Origin of the sequence: Pseudomonas soli (genome assembly GCF_900110655.1) — a bacterium.
In the GTDB taxonomy this organism is placed as follows: Bacteria; Pseudomonadota; Gammaproteobacteria; order Pseudomonadales; family Pseudomonadaceae; genus Aquipseudomonas; species Aquipseudomonas soli.
Map to the genome: position 1 here is coordinate 68,591 of NZ_FOEQ01000003.1, position 16,471 is coordinate 85,061.

The 16,471-nt window shown below is 63.7% G+C and carries 15 protein-coding genes; 7 read left to right on the forward strand and 8 right to left on the reverse strand.

The genetic code is table 11. From position 1 onward, the window contains the following. Positions 1-35: 35 nt before the first annotated feature. The 5 genes from BMY03_RS08255 to BMY03_RS08275 all read right to left on the reverse strand — a co-directional run bounded on the left by BMY03_RS08255 (position 36) and on the right by BMY03_RS08275 (position 4,743). Positions 36-2,027 carry a GGDEF domain-containing protein gene (locus tag BMY03_RS08255; protein WP_094010790.1) on the reverse strand — a complete coding sequence of 664 codons (1,992 nt, stop codon included), beginning with the start codon at positions 2,025-2,027 and terminating at the stop codon, positions 36-38. Positions 2,028-2,123: 96 nt separating this feature from the next. After that, on the reverse strand, positions 2,124-2,978 hold the full coding sequence (locus BMY03_RS08260; protein ID WP_023629399.1) for an endonuclease/exonuclease/phosphatase family protein: 855 nt from the start codon (positions 2,976-2,978) through the stop codon (positions 2,124-2,126). Positions 2,979-2,990: 12 nt separating this feature from the next. Then, positions 2,991-3,626, reverse strand: a complete 636-nt coding sequence (gene dsbA / locus BMY03_RS08265) for a thiol:disulfide interchange protein DsbA (RefSeq protein WP_023629400.1) — start codon at positions 3,624-3,626, stop codon at positions 2,991-2,993. A gap of 165 nt (positions 3,627-3,791) precedes the next feature. Beyond that, entirely contained in the window at positions 3,792-4,409 is a 618-nt protein-coding gene (locus BMY03_RS08270; protein ID WP_023629401.1) for a c-type cytochrome, read from the reverse strand. Between the two features lie 31 nt (positions 4,410-4,440). Then, positions 4,441-4,743: a c-type cytochrome gene (locus BMY03_RS08275; RefSeq protein WP_031314666.1), complete on the reverse strand. Its 303-nt coding sequence runs from the start codon at positions 4,741-4,743 to the stop codon at positions 4,441-4,443. A gap of 208 nt (positions 4,744-4,951) precedes the next feature. Here BMY03_RS08275 and yihA point away from each other — a divergent pair, with 208 nt between their 5' ends. Further along, complete coding sequence (gene yihA / locus BMY03_RS08280) at positions 4,952-5,584, forward strand: ribosome biogenesis GTP-binding protein YihA/YsxC (RefSeq protein ID WP_023629403.1); 633 nt, start codon at positions 4,952-4,954, stop codon at positions 5,582-5,584. 382 nt (positions 5,585-5,966) lie between these two features. On the opposite strand, the gene polA is transcribed toward yihA, so the two are convergent. Further along, a complete protein-coding gene (gene polA, locus BMY03_RS08285; protein WP_094010791.1) occupies positions 5,967-8,717 on the reverse strand; it encodes a DNA polymerase I in 2,751 nt (916 codons plus the stop codon). 74 nt (positions 8,718-8,791) lie between these two features. On the opposite strand from polA, the gene BMY03_RS08290 reads away from it, so the two are divergent. Next, on the forward strand, positions 8,792-9,079 hold the full coding sequence (locus BMY03_RS08290) for a DUF2782 domain-containing protein (protein ID WP_023629405.1): 288 nt from the start codon (positions 8,792-8,794) through the stop codon (positions 9,077-9,079). A 71-nt stretch (positions 9,080-9,150) separates the two neighbouring features. Next, entirely contained in the window at positions 9,151-10,101 is a 951-nt protein-coding gene (locus BMY03_RS08295; protein ID WP_023629406.1) for a homoserine kinase, read from the forward strand. A 107-nt stretch (positions 10,102-10,208) separates the two neighbouring features. Here BMY03_RS08295 and BMY03_RS08300 read toward each other — a convergent pair whose 3' ends face one another. Further along, positions 10,209-11,165 carry a zinc ABC transporter substrate-binding protein gene (locus BMY03_RS08300; protein WP_094010792.1) on the reverse strand — a complete coding sequence of 319 codons (957 nt, stop codon included), beginning with the start codon at positions 11,163-11,165 and terminating at the stop codon, positions 10,209-10,211. A gap of 18 nt (positions 11,166-11,183) precedes the next feature. Here BMY03_RS08300 and zur point away from each other — a divergent pair, with 18 nt between their 5' ends. The 4 genes from zur (at position 11,184) to BMY03_RS08320 (ending at position 14,051) form a co-directional block, all read left to right on the forward strand. After that, complete coding sequence (zur, locus tag BMY03_RS08305; protein WP_046853615.1) at positions 11,184-11,669, forward strand: zinc uptake transcriptional repressor Zur; 486 nt, start codon at positions 11,184-11,186, stop codon at positions 11,667-11,669. Beyond that, a complete protein-coding gene (gene znuC / locus BMY03_RS08310; protein ID WP_023633007.1) occupies positions 11,666-12,439 on the forward strand; it encodes a zinc ABC transporter ATP-binding protein ZnuC in 774 nt (257 codons plus the stop codon). Before zur ends, znuC begins: the two co-directional genes overlap by 4 nt. Beyond that, the gene (gene znuB, locus BMY03_RS08315; RefSeq protein ID WP_094010793.1) at positions 12,432-13,214 is read left to right on the forward strand and encodes a zinc ABC transporter permease subunit ZnuB; all 783 of its coding nucleotides are present in this window, start codon (positions 12,432-12,434) and stop codon (positions 13,212-13,214) included. Before znuC ends, znuB begins: the two co-directional genes overlap by 8 nt. A gap of 129 nt (positions 13,215-13,343) precedes the next feature. Then, the gene (locus tag BMY03_RS08320; RefSeq protein WP_094010794.1) at positions 13,344-14,051 is read left to right on the forward strand and encodes a PA5502 family lipoprotein; all 708 of its coding nucleotides are present in this window, start codon (positions 13,344-13,346) and stop codon (positions 14,049-14,051) included. Positions 14,052-14,164: 113 nt separating this feature from the next. Here the strand turns inward: BMY03_RS08320 and katE are convergent, their stop codons facing one another. After that, entirely contained in the window at positions 14,165-16,309 is a 2,145-nt protein-coding gene (gene katE / locus BMY03_RS08325) for a catalase HPII (RefSeq protein ID WP_094010795.1), read from the reverse strand. Positions 16,310-16,471 lie beyond the last annotated feature (162 nt).

Below are 16,471 nucleotides of genomic sequence, written 5' to 3' on the forward strand. Positions count from 1 at the left end.
TCGATTGGTCGGGGGGCTGGGGGGGCGTTAACTATCTATGCCTGCTCGACACGATTGCGCCCATCGGCCTTGGCTCGATACAGCGCTTCGTCGGCCCGCTTGAGTACCTGGTCGCTACGCTCGCCGGAGCGGAAAGCGCTGATACCGATGGACGTGGTAATCACCACGCGCTCACCCTTGAAATGGAAGGGGCACGCCTCGATCGCCGCACGCAGCGTCTGCGCTACCTGGACAGCCGCCGGCGGCGAGGTCTGCGGCAGCAGCATGACGAATTCCTCACCACCGAAACGGGCGATGAAGTCGCGCCCGCGCAGGCGCTTACGCAGTTGATCGGCAACGATCTTCAGCACCTTGTCGCCTGCCAGGTGACCATAGCCATCGTTGATGCGCTTGAAATGGTCCAGGTCGAGGATGGCCATGGCCAGGTGGCCACCGTTTTCCTGCCAGTCGAGCACCTCGCGCTCGACCTGTTCACTCCAGGCCGCTCGGTTGGGCAGGCCGGTGAGCGGATCGATCATCGCTTTTTGCCGCTGCTCCTCGAGATGCTCGCGATAGCCCAGGGCCTCCTGCTCCATGCTCGCCACACGCTCGGCCAAGCCTTGCAGGCGGCTGGCCATATCATGCTCGCGGCGATCGCGCTCGTGCTGGTGATCATCCATCGTCACAAGCAGGCCTTCGAGGCGGCTCTCCAAGATATGCTTGAGGCTGTCAACATCAACAGCCCCCTGCACACTGCTCTGCAAGCCATCAACCTGCTCGCGCAGCTGGCTGTCGAGCTCCCGGGCGGCGAAGCTGTTATCGGCGTGGCCGGCGCTGGCTTCGTGAAGGTGGCTCTGGAAGGTTTCCAGGCGCTCGTTGAGTTGCTGCAGGTAGGCCTCGAACTCGTGCTGGCCGCTGTCGGTAATCGCCAACATGAGCACGGCCAGGTCATCCAGTACAGGGATCAGTTCGTACCAGTTCAGCCCCCGGGAAACCCGCTCACGCATTTCCAGAGCCTGTGCCTTATGGCGCTCAGGCAAGCTCAGGTCGTCGAGCAGGCCGATCAGGGTCTGCTCGATATGGGCGGCAACCTGGCTGTAGGGCGGCTCCACCGCATCGGGCAGGGCATAGGGGCCATCATCGCCGGCGTCCAGTTCTGCCACTGTATCCGGCTCAGCCGTTGCGGCTTGCTCCGTCTCGATGACGGTCGATGGCTCGGGTACAGGCTCGGCAACCGGCGGTTCGAGTTCGGGGCGGGGATCGGCAACGACTGACGGCGTGGTTTCAACCAGCGCCGGGCCAGCCAGTTCCACTTGCGCGCCAGCGGGCTCGACGGGCACCGTTTCATTCACGGCCTGTGCCGCCTCGGGCAAGGCTTGAGGCGCAGGTTCCAGGGCGTGCAGCTCGTCGACATCCCCAGGGTGTGGCTCAGCTGCGATGCCTGGGCCTGCAGCGGCCGGCTGCGGCGCAGGCGATGCCGCCTCGACCGCAACGGGTGCGGGCGTCAATTCGCCCATGGGCTCGTCACGGCCCCCGAACAGGCGCTGCAGGAACCCAGGACGGGTTTCATCATCGGGCTTTTGCACGGCGTTGAGGGCGCGCCCCTGCAAACCACTGAGCTCGCCCAGCAAGGGCGGCAACTCCCGGGACTGGCTGACGCCACCGTCGAGCTTTTTCGCCAGTTTTTTCAACGGACGGGCCACATCGCCCGGCAGCGGCAAGGTCTGCAACTGGGTAACCAGCGCGGTCAGCGCCTCGCTGACCTGATTCATGCGGGTTTCGCGGCGCTGCTCGGAGTCGAGCACGGCTTTTTCCAGGCGCGGAATCAACCCAGCGAGGCCGGCGTCCATGTTGTCGCTGCGGATGACCTCGCGCATCTCCTTCATGCACTGGTCAACGGTCTTGTCGCTCCCTTCGGCCGCCAGGGTGCTGCGCACCAGGCCACGACGCAGCAAGTCGAGACGGGCTTCCCAGCGCCGCTCGAGCTTTTCCTGCTGCTCGATGCTCTTGAGGTATTTTTCTTTCCAGCGCTCGGCTTCTTCGGTCATGCCTGGATCCGCAACGGGTAGTGGCATCTAGTCCTGCAATCACTGGATTTCGGCGGAAAAGCCCAACACTTGAGTGCAGGATTCGCCCAGGCAGGACTAACTCAGGACCGGCAGGGTATCCACAGTCAGGGCGTCAGGCAATCGGATCTCGACGGCGACGGGCAGGTGATCGGAAATTGGCTGTGCCAGCACCTCGACGCGCTCCAGTGTAAGACTCGGGCTGAGCAGGATGTGGTCAAGACAGCGTTGGGGGCGCCAGCTGGGAAAAGTGGCCTCGACCTGGGGCGCGATGAGACCTAGATCACGCAAGGGCGAATGATCGAGCAGGTCGTTGGCGTGGGTGTTCATGTCACCCATGAGGATCTGGTGACGATAGCCGCCGATCAGCTCGCGGATGTAGGCCAGCTGCCGGGCGCGCGTCTTGGAGCCGAGCGCCAGGTGCATCATCACCACGATCAGGGCGTCGGCACCTTCGCCGAAACGCACGAGGATCGCCCCTCGCCCAGACGGGCCAGGCAGGGGATGGTCTTCCAGGTGCTGGGGCTTCAGACGGCTGAGCACGCCGTTGCTGTGCTGGGCGAAACGCCCCAGATTGCGGTTGAGCTGCTGGTACCAATAGGGGAAGGCCCCCAGTTGGGCGAGATGCTCCACCTGGTTGACGAAGCCGGAGCGCAGGCTGCCGCCGTCGGCTTCCTGCAAGGCCACCAGGTCGAAGTCGTTGAGCAGGTCACCGATCTTCTGCAGGTTACCGGCGCGCCCGTTGTGCGGCAGCAGGTGTTGCCAACTGCGGGTCACGTAGTGGCGGTAGCGCTCGGTACTGATACCGACCTGGATATTGAAACTGAGCAGCCGCAGGCGACCATCGGCCGGCAGGCCGCTGGCCTGCAGGTGATGTTCGTTGACCTGCGGCTGGTGCAGGCCGACGCTTCGGGTTGAGCGAAAGCGGCCCATGGCATTCGCCGCTTACTTAGCGGCGCGCTCCTTGGCGATCAGCTGGTCGGCGACGTTCAGCACGCCTTCCGGACCACCGGCAGTGCCCAGGTCGAAGCGATACTTGCCGTTGACGACCATGCTCGGAACGCCGGTGATTTCGTACTTCTTGGCCAGTTCCTTGGCCTGGTTGACCTGGCCCTTGATGGCGAAGGAGTTGAAGGTGGCCAGGAACTTGTCCTTGTCCACGCCCTGAGTGGCCAGGAAGTCGGCCATGTCGTTCGGGTCAGTCAGGCGCTTGCGCTGATTCTGGATGGCGTCGAATACCGCGGCGTGAACCTTGTGCTCCACGCCCATGGCTTCGAGGGTCAGGAACATCTGGCCATGGGCATCCCATGGGCCGCCGAACATGGCCGGGATGCGTTTGAAGTTGACGTCCTTCGGCAGTTTTTCAGCCCAGGGGTTTATGACCGGTTCGAAGTGGTAGCAGTGCGGGCAGCCGTACCAGAACAGCTCGACGACTTCGATCTTGCCAGGCACCGACACCTGAACGGGGTTGCTCAGCTCGATATATTCCTTACCAGCGGTTGCAGGCTCCGCAGCCTGTACGGCGGCCATACCGAACACGCTGGCGGCGACCAGCGCGGCGCTGAGAATCAGTTTACGCATGCTTTACTCCTGAGCAGTCTTTGGTCGCCTCGACGCGACCTGTGTAGGACAGGTCGGGAAGGGCTCGAGTTCTGTAGTGTAACGGCTACGGACAGAAAAAAGGGCAGCGTGGGCTGCCCTTTTCATCTTTAGCGCTGAAGCATTAACCGAGTGTTAACGCGTAATTCAGTGCAGGCCCTGGATGTAGCTGGACAGCGCTTCGATGTCCTTGTTGCTGAGCTTGCCGGCGATGGTGCGCATGGTCATGGCGTCGCCGTCGTTGGTGCGGTTGCCTTCGCGGAAGTCGGTCAGCTGCTTGCTGACGTACTGCGCGTGCTGGCCGCTGAGGTGCGGGAACTTCGCCAGGGCGATGCCTGCACCATTGGGGGAGTGACAACCGGTGCAGGCCGGCATGCCTTTCTCCAGGTTGCCGCCGTTGAACAAGGCACGACCATGCTCGACGAGCTTCGGATCGGCGGCACCTACGCTGCCTTTCTGGCTGGCGAAGTAAGCGGCGATGTCGGCCAGGTCCTGGTCGTTGAAATTGGCCAGCATGCCGGTCATCTCAAGCACGGTACGCTTGCCGTCCTTGATGTCGTGCAGCTGCTTGTTCAGGTAGGGCTCACCTTGGCCGGCGAGTTTCGGGAAGTTCGGTGCCAGGCTGTTGCCGTCCGGGTTGTGACAGGCCCCACAGACAGCTGTCTTGGCCTGGCCGGCGGCGGCATCGCCTTTGATGGGTCCTGCAGCAGTTGCCGCACCTGCGACCCCCATGGTCAACAGCAGACTCACGACTAGTTTGTTCATCAGCTAATCCAACACGGCTAAGGGTGAAATGTTATGTATCGGGACTGCCGCTCATCCAAAGGATGACCAAACGGTAGTCCTCGGCACTGCAGTCCATGCACAATCCACGCGGCGGCATAGCCTTGAAACCCTGTGTAACATGCACCACCAGTTGCGCCATGCCTTGCGCCAGTCTTGGCTCCCAGGCCGCCCGGTCACCGCTTCTGGGTGCCTGGGGCAGTTGTCCGGCGTGACAGGCCGCGCACGTGCGGTTGTACAACGCCTCGGGATCCTGTGTAGCCTGTGCGCTGAAAAACGGCAGGAACATACCGACAGCAAGCAGCCATTTCGCCATGCGGAACGACCTGACAGGGTTGGGGGCCGCGCTGCGTTCTGTTGCGCGAGCTATTGTTCGACACCCCATGCTCAATTGCCTTCGCTGGGCGAATGAGCACACAAAAACTGGGGCATTATATACTTCCGCCAGCCAAACGGAAACGACACCGCTTGCCAGGCCTGGTCCTACGCCTCCAGCGCTGGGCAACACCCACATCGGAAATCCCATGCAAGTCAAGAACCCCATCCTCGGCCTCTGCCAGAAAGCCAAATTCGCCCTCAGCGCCGCCAAGGTCGAACAATGCCCCGAAGACCAGGGTTACGAGGTGGCTTTCGCCGGCCGTTCCAACGCCGGTAAATCCAGCGCCCTCAACACCCTGACCCACGCCAGCCTGGCGCGTACCTCGAAGACCCCCGGCCGCACCCAGCTGCTGAATTTCTTCAGTCTGGACGATGAACGGCGTTTGGTCGACCTGCCGGGCTACGGTTATGCAAAAGTGCCGATTCCGCTCAAGCAGCACTGGCAGAAACACCTGGAGGCCTACCTGGGCAGCCGCGAGTGCCTGCGCGGGATCATCCTGATGATGGACACCCGCCATCCGATGACCGACTTCGACAAGATGATGCTCGACTGGGCCAAGGCCAGCGGCATGCCGATGCACATCCTGCTGACCAAGGCCGACAAGCTGACCCACGGCGCGGGCAAGAACACCTTGCTCAAGGTGCAGTCGGAGATTCGCAAGGGCTGGGGCGACACCGCGACCATCCAGCTGTTCTCGGCGCCCAAGCGCCTGGGCCTGGAAGAGGCCTATCGCGTGCTGGCGGACTGGATGGAGCTGGAAGACAAGCCGGCTGTCTGAGGTCGAGTGAGGCTTTCGTGGTAGCGGGCTTGCCCCGCGATGGCCCTGTCGCAGGGCCAACCCGCGCCCACCAGCCCAGGCAGGCATGACGCCGAATTCCGGGCAAAAAAAACCCCGGACTTCGTATGGGGAGGGGGAAGTTCGGGGTCCAAGTCCGGACCGCTAGGGCGGGGTCCAGATATCTGCCAACACTTAACACAACATAGGAGCATCGAAAGGCTTCACCAGCCATTCAGTACCTCTGAGTGGCGGTTCACCGGTTTAGTTCCGAGCCCCTGGAAACTATTTGCGATAGTTTCATGAAACTCTCGATCTAAAGCCCGAGGCCTGCACCGGATCCGCGACACTACGCCGCAGATCCTACACAGCTTTCACACGGCGTTTAGTGAGCTTCGTCCCAATTCGAGCCAACGCCCGCTTCCACCAGCAACGGCACGTCCAGTTGCGCCGCGCCGCTCATGTGGACCCGAATCTCGGCTTTCACCTGTTCGACCAGGTCTTCGCGCACCTCGAGCACCAGTTCGTCGTGCACCTGCAGGATCACCCGCGCATCCAGCCCGCTCTCGGCCAGCCAGTTGTCCACCGCCACCATGGCGCGCTTGATGATGTCCGCCGCAGTGCCCTGCATCGGCGCGTTGATCGCGGTGCGCTCGGCGCCTTTGCGCAAGGCCGGGTTCTTGGCGTTGATGTCCGGCAGGTACAGACGACGCCCGAACAGGGTCTCGACGAAGCCCTTTTCAGCGGCCTGGGCGCGGGTGCGCTCCATATAGGCCAGCACGCCTGGGTAACGGGCGAAATAACGGTCGATGTAGTCCTGCGATTGCTTGCGATCGACGCCGATCTGCTTGGCCAGACCGAAAGCGCTCATGCCATAGATCAGCCCAAAGTTGATCGCCTTGGCGCTGCGGCGCTGGTCGGTGGTGACGTCCTCGAGAGCGACGCCGAATACCTCTGCAGCGGTGGCGCGGTGCACGTCCAGGTCGTTGCGGAAGGCGTGCAGCAGCCCTTCGTCCTTGGCCAGGTGGGCCATGATGCGCAGCTCGATCTGCGAATAGTCCGCCGCCAGCAATTTGTAGCCGGGGCTGGCAACGAAAGCCTGGCGAATGCGCCGGCCCTCGGCGGTGCGGATCGGGATGTTTTGCAGGTTCGGGTCGCTGGACGACAGGCGACCGGTGGCAGCCACCGCTTGCTGGTACGAGGTATGGATGCGGCCGGTACGCGGGTTGATCTGCCCCGGCAGCTTGTCGGTGTAGGTGCTCTTTAGCTTGCTCAGGCTGCGGTACTGCATCAGCACCTTGGGCAGCGGGTAGCCCTGTTCGGCCAGGTCATCCAGGACCGCCTCGGCGGTGGACGGCTGGCCCTTGGCGGTCTTGCTCAGCACCGGCATGCCCAGCTTGTCGTAGAGGATCGCGCCGAGCTGCTTGGGCGAGCCCAGGTTGAATTCCTCGCCAGCCAGCGCATACGCCTCACGCTCCAGCTCGACCAGCTTCGCCCCCAGCTCGCCACTCTGCACGCCGAGCAGACTGGCGTCGACCAGTGCGCCCTGGCGCTCGATCTTCGCCAGCACCGGCACCAGCGGCATCTCGATATCCATCAGCACCGGCAGCACGCTGGGCGTCTGGGCCAGGCGCGCCTGCAGCGCATGGTGCAGACGCAGGGTGATATCGGCATCCTCGGCGGCGTAGGGGCCAGCCTTGTCCAGTGGGATCTGATTGAAGGTCAGCTGCTTGGCGCCCTTGCCGGCGATATCCTCGAAGCCGATGGTGGTGTGGTCCAGGTACTTCTGCGCCAAGCTATCCATGTCGTGACGGGTGGCCGTGGAGTCGAGCACGTAGGACTCGAGCATGGTGTCGTAGGCCACGCCGCGCATGTGGATGGCCGGGCTGCCATTGGCCAGGATGTTGATGTCGTACTTGGCGTTCTGGCCGATCTTGCCCTTGGCCGGATCCTCCAGCAGCGGTTTGAGCGCCAGCAGCACGCGCTCGCGGTCCAGCTGGGCCGGAGCGCCTTCGTAGTCGTGAGTCAGGGGCACATAGGCGGCTTCATGGGGCTCGACGGCGAACGACAGGCCGACGATCTGTGCCTGCTGGGCATCCAGGCCAGTGGTTTCCGTATCGAAGGCGAACAGCGGCGCCTGACGCAGCTTTTCCAGCCAGGCGTCGAAGCGAGCCTGGTCGAGGATGGTTTCGTACTTTGGCTCGACCTTCTCGCCCACAGGAGCCTCGGCGGCAGCGACGCCATCACCGGCCTGGGGAGCGCTGCGCTGGACTTCGGCAACCCAGCTCTTGAACTCCATCTCGGCGTACAGCGCCAGCAGTGCTTCACGGTCCGGCTCGCCGCAGACCAGGGCGTCCACCTCGATATCCAGCTCGACATCGCACTTGATGGTGGCCAGCTCGTAGGAGAGGAAGGCCGCGTCGCGGTGCTCTTCAAGCTTGGCGGCGAGGGTCTTGGCGCCACGAATGGCCAAGCCCGGCACCTTGTCCAGGTTCTGGTACACATCGCTCAGGCCACCACCGATACCGGTCAACAAGCCGACTGCGGTCTTCTCGCCAACGCCCGGCACGCCGGGAATGTTGTCGACCTTGTCGCCCATCAGGGCGAGAAAATCGATGATGTGTTCGGGACCTACGCCAAACTTCTCGTGCACGCCAGCGACGTCGAGCACGCTCCCGGTCATGGTATTGACGAGGGTAACGTGGCCGTCCACCAGCTGGGCCATGTCCTTGTCGCCGGTCGAGATGATCACCGGGCGGCCGGCGGCGGCGCTGCTGCGCGCCAGGGTGCCGATCACGTCGTCGGCCTCCACGCCTTCGACGCACAGCAGCGGGTAGCCCAGGGCGCGGACGCTGGCGTGCAGCGGTTCCACCTGCACCCGCAGGTCGTCGGGCATGCTCGGGCGGTTGGCCTTGTACTCGGCGAACATGGCATCGCGGAAGGTCCCGCCCTTGGCATCGAAGACCACTGCGAACAGGCTGTCCGGATACTGCTTGCGCAGGCTCTTGAGCATGTTCAGCACGCCCTTGACCGCGCCGGTGGGCATGCCTTTGGAGGTGGTCAGCGGCGGCAGCGCGTGAAAGGCGCGGTAGAGGTAGGACGAACCGTCCACCAGGACGAGGGGCGCTTGGCTCATGAGGAGAATCAACCTTTTCGACGGGTCCGGCGCTAGAATAACCGGATCAATGACGACAAAAGGACTAGGTTATCATGCGCACACTCAATCGCCTGTTACTGCTCGGTCTGCTGGCCACCATGCCAGTCGTCACCCAGGCGGCGGACGAAGCCCCATCGGCCGATCCCGATGTAACCATTCGCACGGAAGGCGATAAGACCATCCAGGAGTACCGTCAAAACGGCTTCCTGTATGCGATCAAGATCACGCCGAAGAACGGCAAACCTTATTTCCTGGTACGCGCCGATGGCTCCGAAGGCAATTTCATTCGTTCCGACCAGCCGGATATGCTGATTCCGTCCTGGAAGATCTTCGAGTGGTGAGCTAGTAACGCGTATCGTTCTTATCAACCAGGCACTTCCGGCGGAAGTGCCCGCATGGGCAATTCTTCAACATGTCAGTCTTCACCCCTGTGTCCCGGCCTGAGCTGGAAACCTTTCTGGCGCCATACGAGCTGGGCCGCCTGCTCGACTTCCAGGGCATCGCCGCCGGTACCGAGAACAGCAATTTCTTCGTCAGCCTGGAAAAAGGGGAGTTCGTCCTCACACTGATCGAGCGTGGGCCGGCTGAAGACATGCCGTTCTTCATCGAACTGCTCGACGTGCTGCACGATGCCGACATGCCCGTGCCCTATGCCCTGCGCGACCGCGAAGGGCATGGCCTGCGCGAACTGTGCGGCAAGCCTGCGCTGCTGCAACCGCGACTGTCGGGCAAGCACATCAAGCTGCCGAACAACCAGCACTGTGCCCAGGTCGGCGAGCTGCTGGCGCACATTCACTTGGCCACCCGCGAGCGCATCATCGAGCGCCGCACCGACCGGGGCCTGGACTGGATGCTGGAATCGGGCGCCGAACTGCTGCCGAGCCTGAACCAGGAGCAAACCGCGCTGCTGCAACCGGCGCTGGCGGAAATCACCGCGCACAAGCCGCAGATCCTCGCCCTGCCCAAGGCCAACCTGCACGCCGACCTGTTCCGTGACAACGTGATGTTCGAAGGCACTCACCTGACCGGGCTGATCGACTTCTACAACGCCTGCTCCGGGCCAATGCTGTATGACATCGCCATCACCGTGAACGACTGGTGCCTGGACGAACAGGGGGGTATCGACCTGCCGCGGGCCCAGGCCTTGCTGGGCGCCTACGCGGCACTGCGACCGTTCACCGCCGCTGAAGCGGAGCTGTGGCCGGTGATGCTGCGGGTGGCTTGCGTGCGCTTCTGGCTGTCGCGCCTGATCGCGGCGCAGGCGTTCGCCGGGATGGACGTGATGATCCATGACCCCAGCGAGTTCGAAGTGCGTTTGGCGCAACGCCAGCAGGTGGCGCTGAAGCTGCCGTTCGCGCTCTGATAGACAATCGCGGCATTTGTGGGAGCGGCGATGCCGCGACCCGACTTGCCCCGCGATAGGCAAGTCGGGTCGCGGCATCGCCGCTCCCACCTGGCCCGCCTACAGCCTCAGAGCTGTTCCAGGCACCCGGCCAAATCACCACCGAGCTTCTCCAGCAAGCGCTCATAGCCCTTGTCATCCACCTTGTCGCCGCCACCCAGCGCATCCAACTCGGCCAACCGCACCGGCAACCCGGCCGTCAGCGTCTCGGCCAGGCGCGGCCTCAGCGGCGGCTCGCTGAACACGCAGGTCTTGCCCACCGCCTGCAAGCGCTTGCGCATGGCGGCGACGTGCTGCGCGCCCGGCTGCACCTCGGAGGCCACGCTGAACACGCCGGTGTGCTTCAGGCCATAGGCGGCCTCGAAGTAGTCGAACGCCTCGTGAAACACGAAGTAAGGCTTGCCGGCGATCCCCGCCACACGCTGCTTGATACGCGCATCAAGGGCATCCAGGCGCTCGACGAACTGCTTGAGGTTGGCCTGGTAGCGCGGGGCATTGGCCGGGTCGGCCGCTGCCAGGTCGCCGGCCATCTTCGTCGCGATCACCCGGGCATTCAGCGACGACAGCCACAGGTGTGCATCGAGACTGCCCGGGCGGTGGTCGTGGTCATGGTCGTCGTGGTCTTCCTCATCATGGGAGTGGCTGTCCTCGCCGAAATGACGCAACTGCATGCCCGGCAGCGACTGCACGGCCACGGTCGGCTTGGCGCGGCTCTTCAGCACGCGGGGCAGGAAACCTTCCATGTCCGGGCCGATCCAGTACAGCAGGTCGGCATCGGCGACCTTGCGCACGTCGGAGGGGCGCAGTGCGTAGTTGTGCGGGGAGGCGCCCGGTGGCAGCAGCACATCGGGGCTGCCGACACCGTCCTGAACGGCGGCGGCGATCTGCTGCAGGGGCTTGATGCTGGTCAGCACACGCACGTCGGCGTGCGCCGAAAAAGCGATGAAAGCGACAAAGAGGGCAAGGATTCGGGACACGGTGGATACTCGGGTCGTCAGAAACAGGTAACATAATAACGTCTCCATCCTGAACCGTCGCTGCCCATGTCCATCACGCCGCTGGCCCACCGTCCCCACGATCACTCCCATTGCGTCCACAGTGCGCTGGCCGAGGCCGACGCGCTGTGCAACCGTCAGGGCCTGCGCCTGACCGCCTTGCGCCGCCGCGTGCTGGAGCTGGTGTGGCAGAGCCACAAGCCGCTGGGCGCGTACGATATCCTCGCCGTGCTCAGCGAACAGGACGGCCGCCGCGCTGCGCCACCGACCGTCTATCGCGCCCTGGACTTCCTTCTGGAAAACGGCCTGGTGCACCGCATCGCCTCGCTCAATGCCTTTATCGGCTGCAGCCATCCCGAGCACGCGCACCAGGGACAGTTCCTCATCTGCCGCGAATGTCACGTGGCCATCGAGCTGGAGCAGAACAGCATCAGCGACGCCATCGTCAGCAGCGCCAATGCCGTGGGTTTCGCGGTCGAGACGCAAACCGTCGAAGTGGTCGGCCTGTGCGGCAACTGCCGGGGCAAGGCATGAGCGATGCCCTGATCCGCCTCGAGCAGGTCGGCGTCAGCTTCGCTGGCGAAGCGGTGCTCGACAGCATCGACCTGGCGGTGGCGCCGGGCCAGATCGTTACCCTGATCGGTCCCAACGGCGCCGGCAAGACCACCCTGGTGCGCGCCGTGCTGGGTCTGCTCAAGCCGCATCGCGGCAAGGTGTGGCGCAAGCCCAGGCTGCGCATCGGCTATATGCCGCAGAAGATCCAGGTAGACGCCACATTGCCCTTGTCGGTGCTGCGCTTCCTGCGCCTGGTGCCCGGTGTAGACCGTGCGGCAGCCTTGGCGGCGTTGCAGGAAGTCGGCGCCGAGCAAGTGATCGACAGCCCGATCCAGACCATCTCCGGTGGCGAGATGCAGCGCGTGCTGCTGGCCCGCGCGCTGCTGCGCGAGCCCGAGCTGCTGGTACTCGATGAACCGGTGCAGGGTGTCGATGTGGTTGGCCAGACCGAGCTGTATAACCTGATCACACGCTTGCGCGACCGCCACGGCTGCGGCGTGCTGATGGTCAGCCACGACTTGCACCTGGTCATGAGTGCCACCGACCAGGTGGTCTGCCTCAACCGCCACGTGTGCTGCTCGGGCCACCCGGAGCAGGTCAGCAACGATCCGGCCTTCGTCGAGCTATTCGGCCAGAACGCCCCGAGCCTGGCCATCTACCACCACCATCACGATCACAGCCACGACCTGCACGGTTCGGTGATCGCCCCCGGCGCCCATGTTCACGGAGAGCACTGCAAGCATGGCTGATTTTCTTCTCTACGCCCTGCTTGCCGGTGTATCGCTGGCGCTGGTCGCCGGCCCCCTGGGCTCGTTCGTGGTGTGGCGGCGCATGGCCTATTTCGGCGACACCCTTTCCCATGCCGCGCTGCTCGGCGTGGCCCTGGGCTTCGCCCTGGATGTCAGCCCGGCGCTGGCAGTGACCGTTGGCTGCCTGCTGCTGGCGATCCTGCTGGTGACCCTGCAGCAGCGCCAGCCCCTGGCCTCGGACACCCTGCTCGGCATCCTCGCCCCCAGCACGCTGTCGCTGGGGCTGGTGGTGCTGAGCTTCATGCACGATGTGCGCATCGACCTGATGGCCTACCTGTTCGGCGACCTGTTGGCGATCAGCCCAACCGACCTGGCCTGGATCCTCGGTGGCAGCGCCTTGGTGCTGATGCTGCTGGCGATGTTCTGGCGCCCCTTGTTGGCGGTGACCGTGCACGAGGAACTGGCGATGGTCGAAGGCTTGCCGGTGACCGGCCTGCGCCTGGCGCTGATGCTGCTGATCGCCGTGGTGATTGCGGTGGCTATGAAGATCGTCGGTGTGCTGCTGATCACCTCGCTGCTGATCATCCCGGCCGCCGCGGCACAGCGTCACGCCCGCTCACCGGAGCAAATGGCCCTGGGCGCCAGTCTGCTGGGGGTTGCCGCGGTCTGCGGGGGCCTGGCGCTGTCCTGGTTCAAGGACACCCCGGCCGGGCCTTCGATCGTGGTCTGTGCGGCAGTGCTATTCTTGCTGAGCCTGGCGTTGCCGAAACGCTGAATTTTCAGGGTGCGCGCAGGCGCATCCTGCAACCTTTTCGCAGCTTTCGAGTCTGAGAAGACCTGTTTTCGAGCGTACGCACCTGGGTGTAGACTTGCTCGCTTTTTGCGCAAATAGAGAGTCGCAGGAATGAAGCCGTTCGCCTCACGTTATCTGCTTGTTGCCGCGTTTTCCCTGTTCCTGGCTGCCTGCTCCAGCAAGCCGGCCGAACAGCCGGTGGCGCCTGCCCAGCCCGATGCCTGGCAGCAGCTCGAGCAAAGCATCGCCAGCAACGAGCTGGCCACCGCCGAGGATCAACTGGTCGCCTTGCAGGGCCAGGCGCCGGATGATGCCCGCCTCGAACCGCATCAGCGTCAGCTGGCCGAGGCCTACCTGCGCCGTAGCCAGATCGTCCTGCAGAAGGGCGATGTGAATGCCGCTGCCACGGCATTGGCCCGCGCCCGCGCGCTGATGCCGCAAGCCCCGGCCCTGACCGGCGGCGATGCCGTGGCCCAGGCCCGCAAGGCCGAACTGGAAAAGGCCGAAGCGGCGCTCAAGGCTGCCGAGTCCAAGCCCAAGGCCCGGGTGATCGACCCCACCGCGCCGACCACCGTCGTGGCACTTAAAACCACCGATAGCCGCGCCATGCGTCGCCAACTGGACGATATCGCGGCGGACGTGGTGAGTTATCAGTGCGATGTAGTGTTCCAGGTGCCGCGCACCGAGGATGCGCCTTGGCTCAAGACCCTTCTGCAGAAGCGGGTGCGCAAGCTCGACAGTGGATTCGAGCTGAAGCAGAAGCATGAGATCCAGCGTTCATTGCCGGCGCAGGTGGTGTTGATTCCCCATCAGCAATAAACCTGTCCGGGCCTCATCGCCGACAAGCCGGCTCCCACAGGGAACGCCTACAATCTGTGGGAGCCGGCTTGTCGTGGACGAACCGCGGCGATAGGCTGCAGAGCAGCCCCCGATTAAGCAGGAATAGCTTCGGCAGCCGCCTCCCGCGCCCACACCCGGTGCCCCTCGACTGCCTTGAAGAAGGCCTCGAACGCCTTCTGGTCATCGCCCAGTAGCAGCCCCGCATCCTCCTTGAGCCCCAGCTTGTTCAGCAGCAGCTTGCCTTCACTGGCTACGCCCATGGGCTTGAGATGCTTGTAAGCCTCGAGCAGGAAGTGCTTGGCCACGCCGCTGTTTTCCAGCGCCTCCAGCGAAGCCTTGCCCGCCGGCACCCACACGCCGTCGAACATCACCGACGGCATGCCCTCCATCGACGCATCCACCGGCAGCTGCTTGCCACCGGCAGTCTTGACCGGTGCCGAGGTCGGCCCCAGCAGCATCGGACGCGCACGCTGTGCTTCCAGCGCCTTGACCACCTTGTCGACGCTCGTATCGTCCACGCCGTCAGCCATCAGGATGGCAATCTTGCGTCCACTGATACCGATGTCACCGGGGTGATTCATCTGGCTCAGTGCCTCGGATTGCGCCGGCTTGCTGGCCTTGACCGTAACCGTCCCGGCCTTCGGCGCGGGCAAGCCGAGGTTGGCCGCCACGGCAGCTGCCAGCTTGAGGTCGATATTGGCCAGGATCTCGTTCACCTCCCGCGCCCGGATCGTCTCGCGCTCCACCTTGCCCAGCTCGAAGCTGTAGGCCTTGATGATGTGCTGCTGCTCGGTGGGGCTCATGCTCTGGAAGAAAAGCCGCGCCTGGGAGAAATGATCGCCGAACGACTCGCTGCGCTGGCGGATCTTATGAGCGTCGATGCGCTCTTGATAACTTTCGAAACCGCCATCCTGCGCGGCGGGGGGCGTTTCCTTCGGCCAGCCGCCATCGATCGAGTTGGGCTCGTAGGACGCCCGACCCTTGTCGATGGTCATTCGATGCATCGCATCGCGCTGGCCGCTGTGGTTGGGCGCAACAGGACGGTTGATCGGGATCTCATGGAAGTTCGGCCCACCCAGACGGCTGATCTGGGTATCGGTGTAAGAAAACAGCCGGCCCTGCAATAACGGATCGTTGCTGAAATCGATGCCCGGCACGATATGCCCGGGGCAGAAGGCGATCTGCTCCACCTCGGCAAAGAAGTTGTCTGGGTTGCGGTCGAGGACCATCTTGCCCAGCGGGGTTACCGGCACCAGCTCCTCTGGAATGATCTTGGTCGGGTCGAGCAAGTCGAAGTCGAACTTGTGCTCGTCGGCCTCCGGCACAATCTGCACGCCCAGCTCCCATTCCGGGTAATGACCGGTCTCGATCGCTTCCCACAGGTCGCGGCGGTGGTAGTCGGTGTCCTTGCCGGCAAGCTTCTGGGCTTCGTCCCACAGCACAGAGTGCACGCCCTGGCGCGGCTTCCAGTGGAACTTGACGAAGCTGGCCACGCCTTGGGCATTGATCAACCGGAAGGTATGCACGCCAAAGCCTTCCATCATGCGCAGGCTGCGCGGAATGGCCCGGTCGGACATCGCCCACATGACCATGTGCGCGGATTCCGGCACCAGCGAAACGAAGTCCCAGAAGGTGTCGTGGGCAGAGCCACCGGTGGGCATCTCGTTGTGCGGTTCGGGTTTGACCGCGTGGACGAAGTCGGGGAACTTGATCGCGTCCTGGATGAAGAACACCGGCATGTTGTTGCCGACCAGATCGAAGTTGCCTTCATCGGTGTAGAACTTCACCGCAAAGCCGCGCACGTCGCGCACCGTGTCGCCCGACCCGCGTGGACCCTGCACGGTGGAAAAGCGCACGAACACCGGGGTGATTTTCTCGGGATCTTGCAGGAAACCGGCCTTGGTCAGTTCGGCATGGCAGCCGTAGCTCTGGAAGTAGCCATGGGCGCCGGTCCCGCGGGCATGGACGATGCGCTCGGGTATGCGCTCATGGTCGAAGTGGGTGATCTTCTCGCGCATGATGAAGTCTTCGAGCAGCGAAGGCCCGCGAGCTCCAGCCTTAAGGCTGTTCTGGTTGTCGGCGATCTTCACCCCCTGGTTGGTACGCAACGCCTGGCCGCTGGCGTCACTGCGAAACGCTTCCAAGCTCTGCAGTTTGGCGTTGGTGTTGGCCTTGTCCGGGGTGTCGGTGCCGGCGACCGTGCTCGGCTGCGGCGCCAGGGGCTTCTTGCTGGGCATCTTCGGCTCTCCTCATCAGTCTTCAGGCTGCCCATTCGGGCTAGTTGAAGTAGTGACTGGGCCGCCCTTGAATGCGTTCAATCGGATTGCCGACCATCGCGTTATGCCGATTGGATTGGAGCGTGACGAAATAAATGCTAAGAACACGCAGGGGAAAAGGCT

Bases quoted from the DNA above. Each gene is read 5' to 3' on its own strand.
- BMY03_RS08255 (WP_094010790.1), bottom strand. From the start codon at position 2,027: ATGACCGAAGAAGCCGAGCGCTGGAAAGAAAAATACCTCAAGAGCATC.
- BMY03_RS08260 (WP_023629399.1), bottom strand. From the start codon at position 2,978: ATGGGCCGCTTTCGCTCAACCCGAAGCGTCGGCCTGCACCAGCCGCAG.
- dsbA (WP_023629400.1), bottom strand. From the start codon at position 3,626: ATGCGTAAACTGATTCTCAGCGCCGCGCTGGTCGCCGCCAGCGTGTTC.
- BMY03_RS08270 (WP_023629401.1), bottom strand. From the start codon at position 4,409: ATGAACAAACTAGTCGTGAGTCTGCTGTTGACCATGGGGGTCGCAGGT.
- BMY03_RS08275 (WP_031314666.1), bottom strand. From the start codon at position 4,743: ATGGCGAAATGGCTGCTTGCTGTCGGTATGTTCCTGCCGTTTTTCAGC.
- yihA (WP_023629403.1), top strand. From the start codon at position 4,952: ATGCAAGTCAAGAACCCCATCCTCGGCCTCTGCCAGAAAGCCAAATTC.
- polA (WP_094010791.1), bottom strand. From the start codon at position 8,717: ATGAGCCAAGCGCCCCTCGTCCTGGTGGACGGTTCGTCCTACCTCTAC.
- BMY03_RS08290 (WP_023629405.1), top strand. From the start codon at position 8,792: ATGCGCACACTCAATCGCCTGTTACTGCTCGGTCTGCTGGCCACCATG.
- BMY03_RS08295 (WP_023629406.1), top strand. From the start codon at position 9,151: ATGTCAGTCTTCACCCCTGTGTCCCGGCCTGAGCTGGAAACCTTTCTG.
- BMY03_RS08300 (WP_094010792.1), bottom strand. From the start codon at position 11,165: ATGGAGACGTTATTATGTTACCTGTTTCTGACGACCCGAGTATCCACC.
- zur (WP_046853615.1), top strand. From the start codon at position 11,184: ATGTCCATCACGCCGCTGGCCCACCGTCCCCACGATCACTCCCATTGC.
- znuC (WP_023633007.1), top strand. From the start codon at position 11,666: ATGAGCGATGCCCTGATCCGCCTCGAGCAGGTCGGCGTCAGCTTCGCT.
- znuB (WP_094010793.1), top strand. From the start codon at position 12,432: ATGGCTGATTTTCTTCTCTACGCCCTGCTTGCCGGTGTATCGCTGGCG.
- BMY03_RS08320 (WP_094010794.1), top strand. From the start codon at position 13,344: ATGAAGCCGTTCGCCTCACGTTATCTGCTTGTTGCCGCGTTTTCCCTG.
- katE (WP_094010795.1), bottom strand. From the start codon at position 16,309: ATGCCCAGCAAGAAGCCCCTGGCGCCGCAGCCGAGCACGGTCGCCGGC.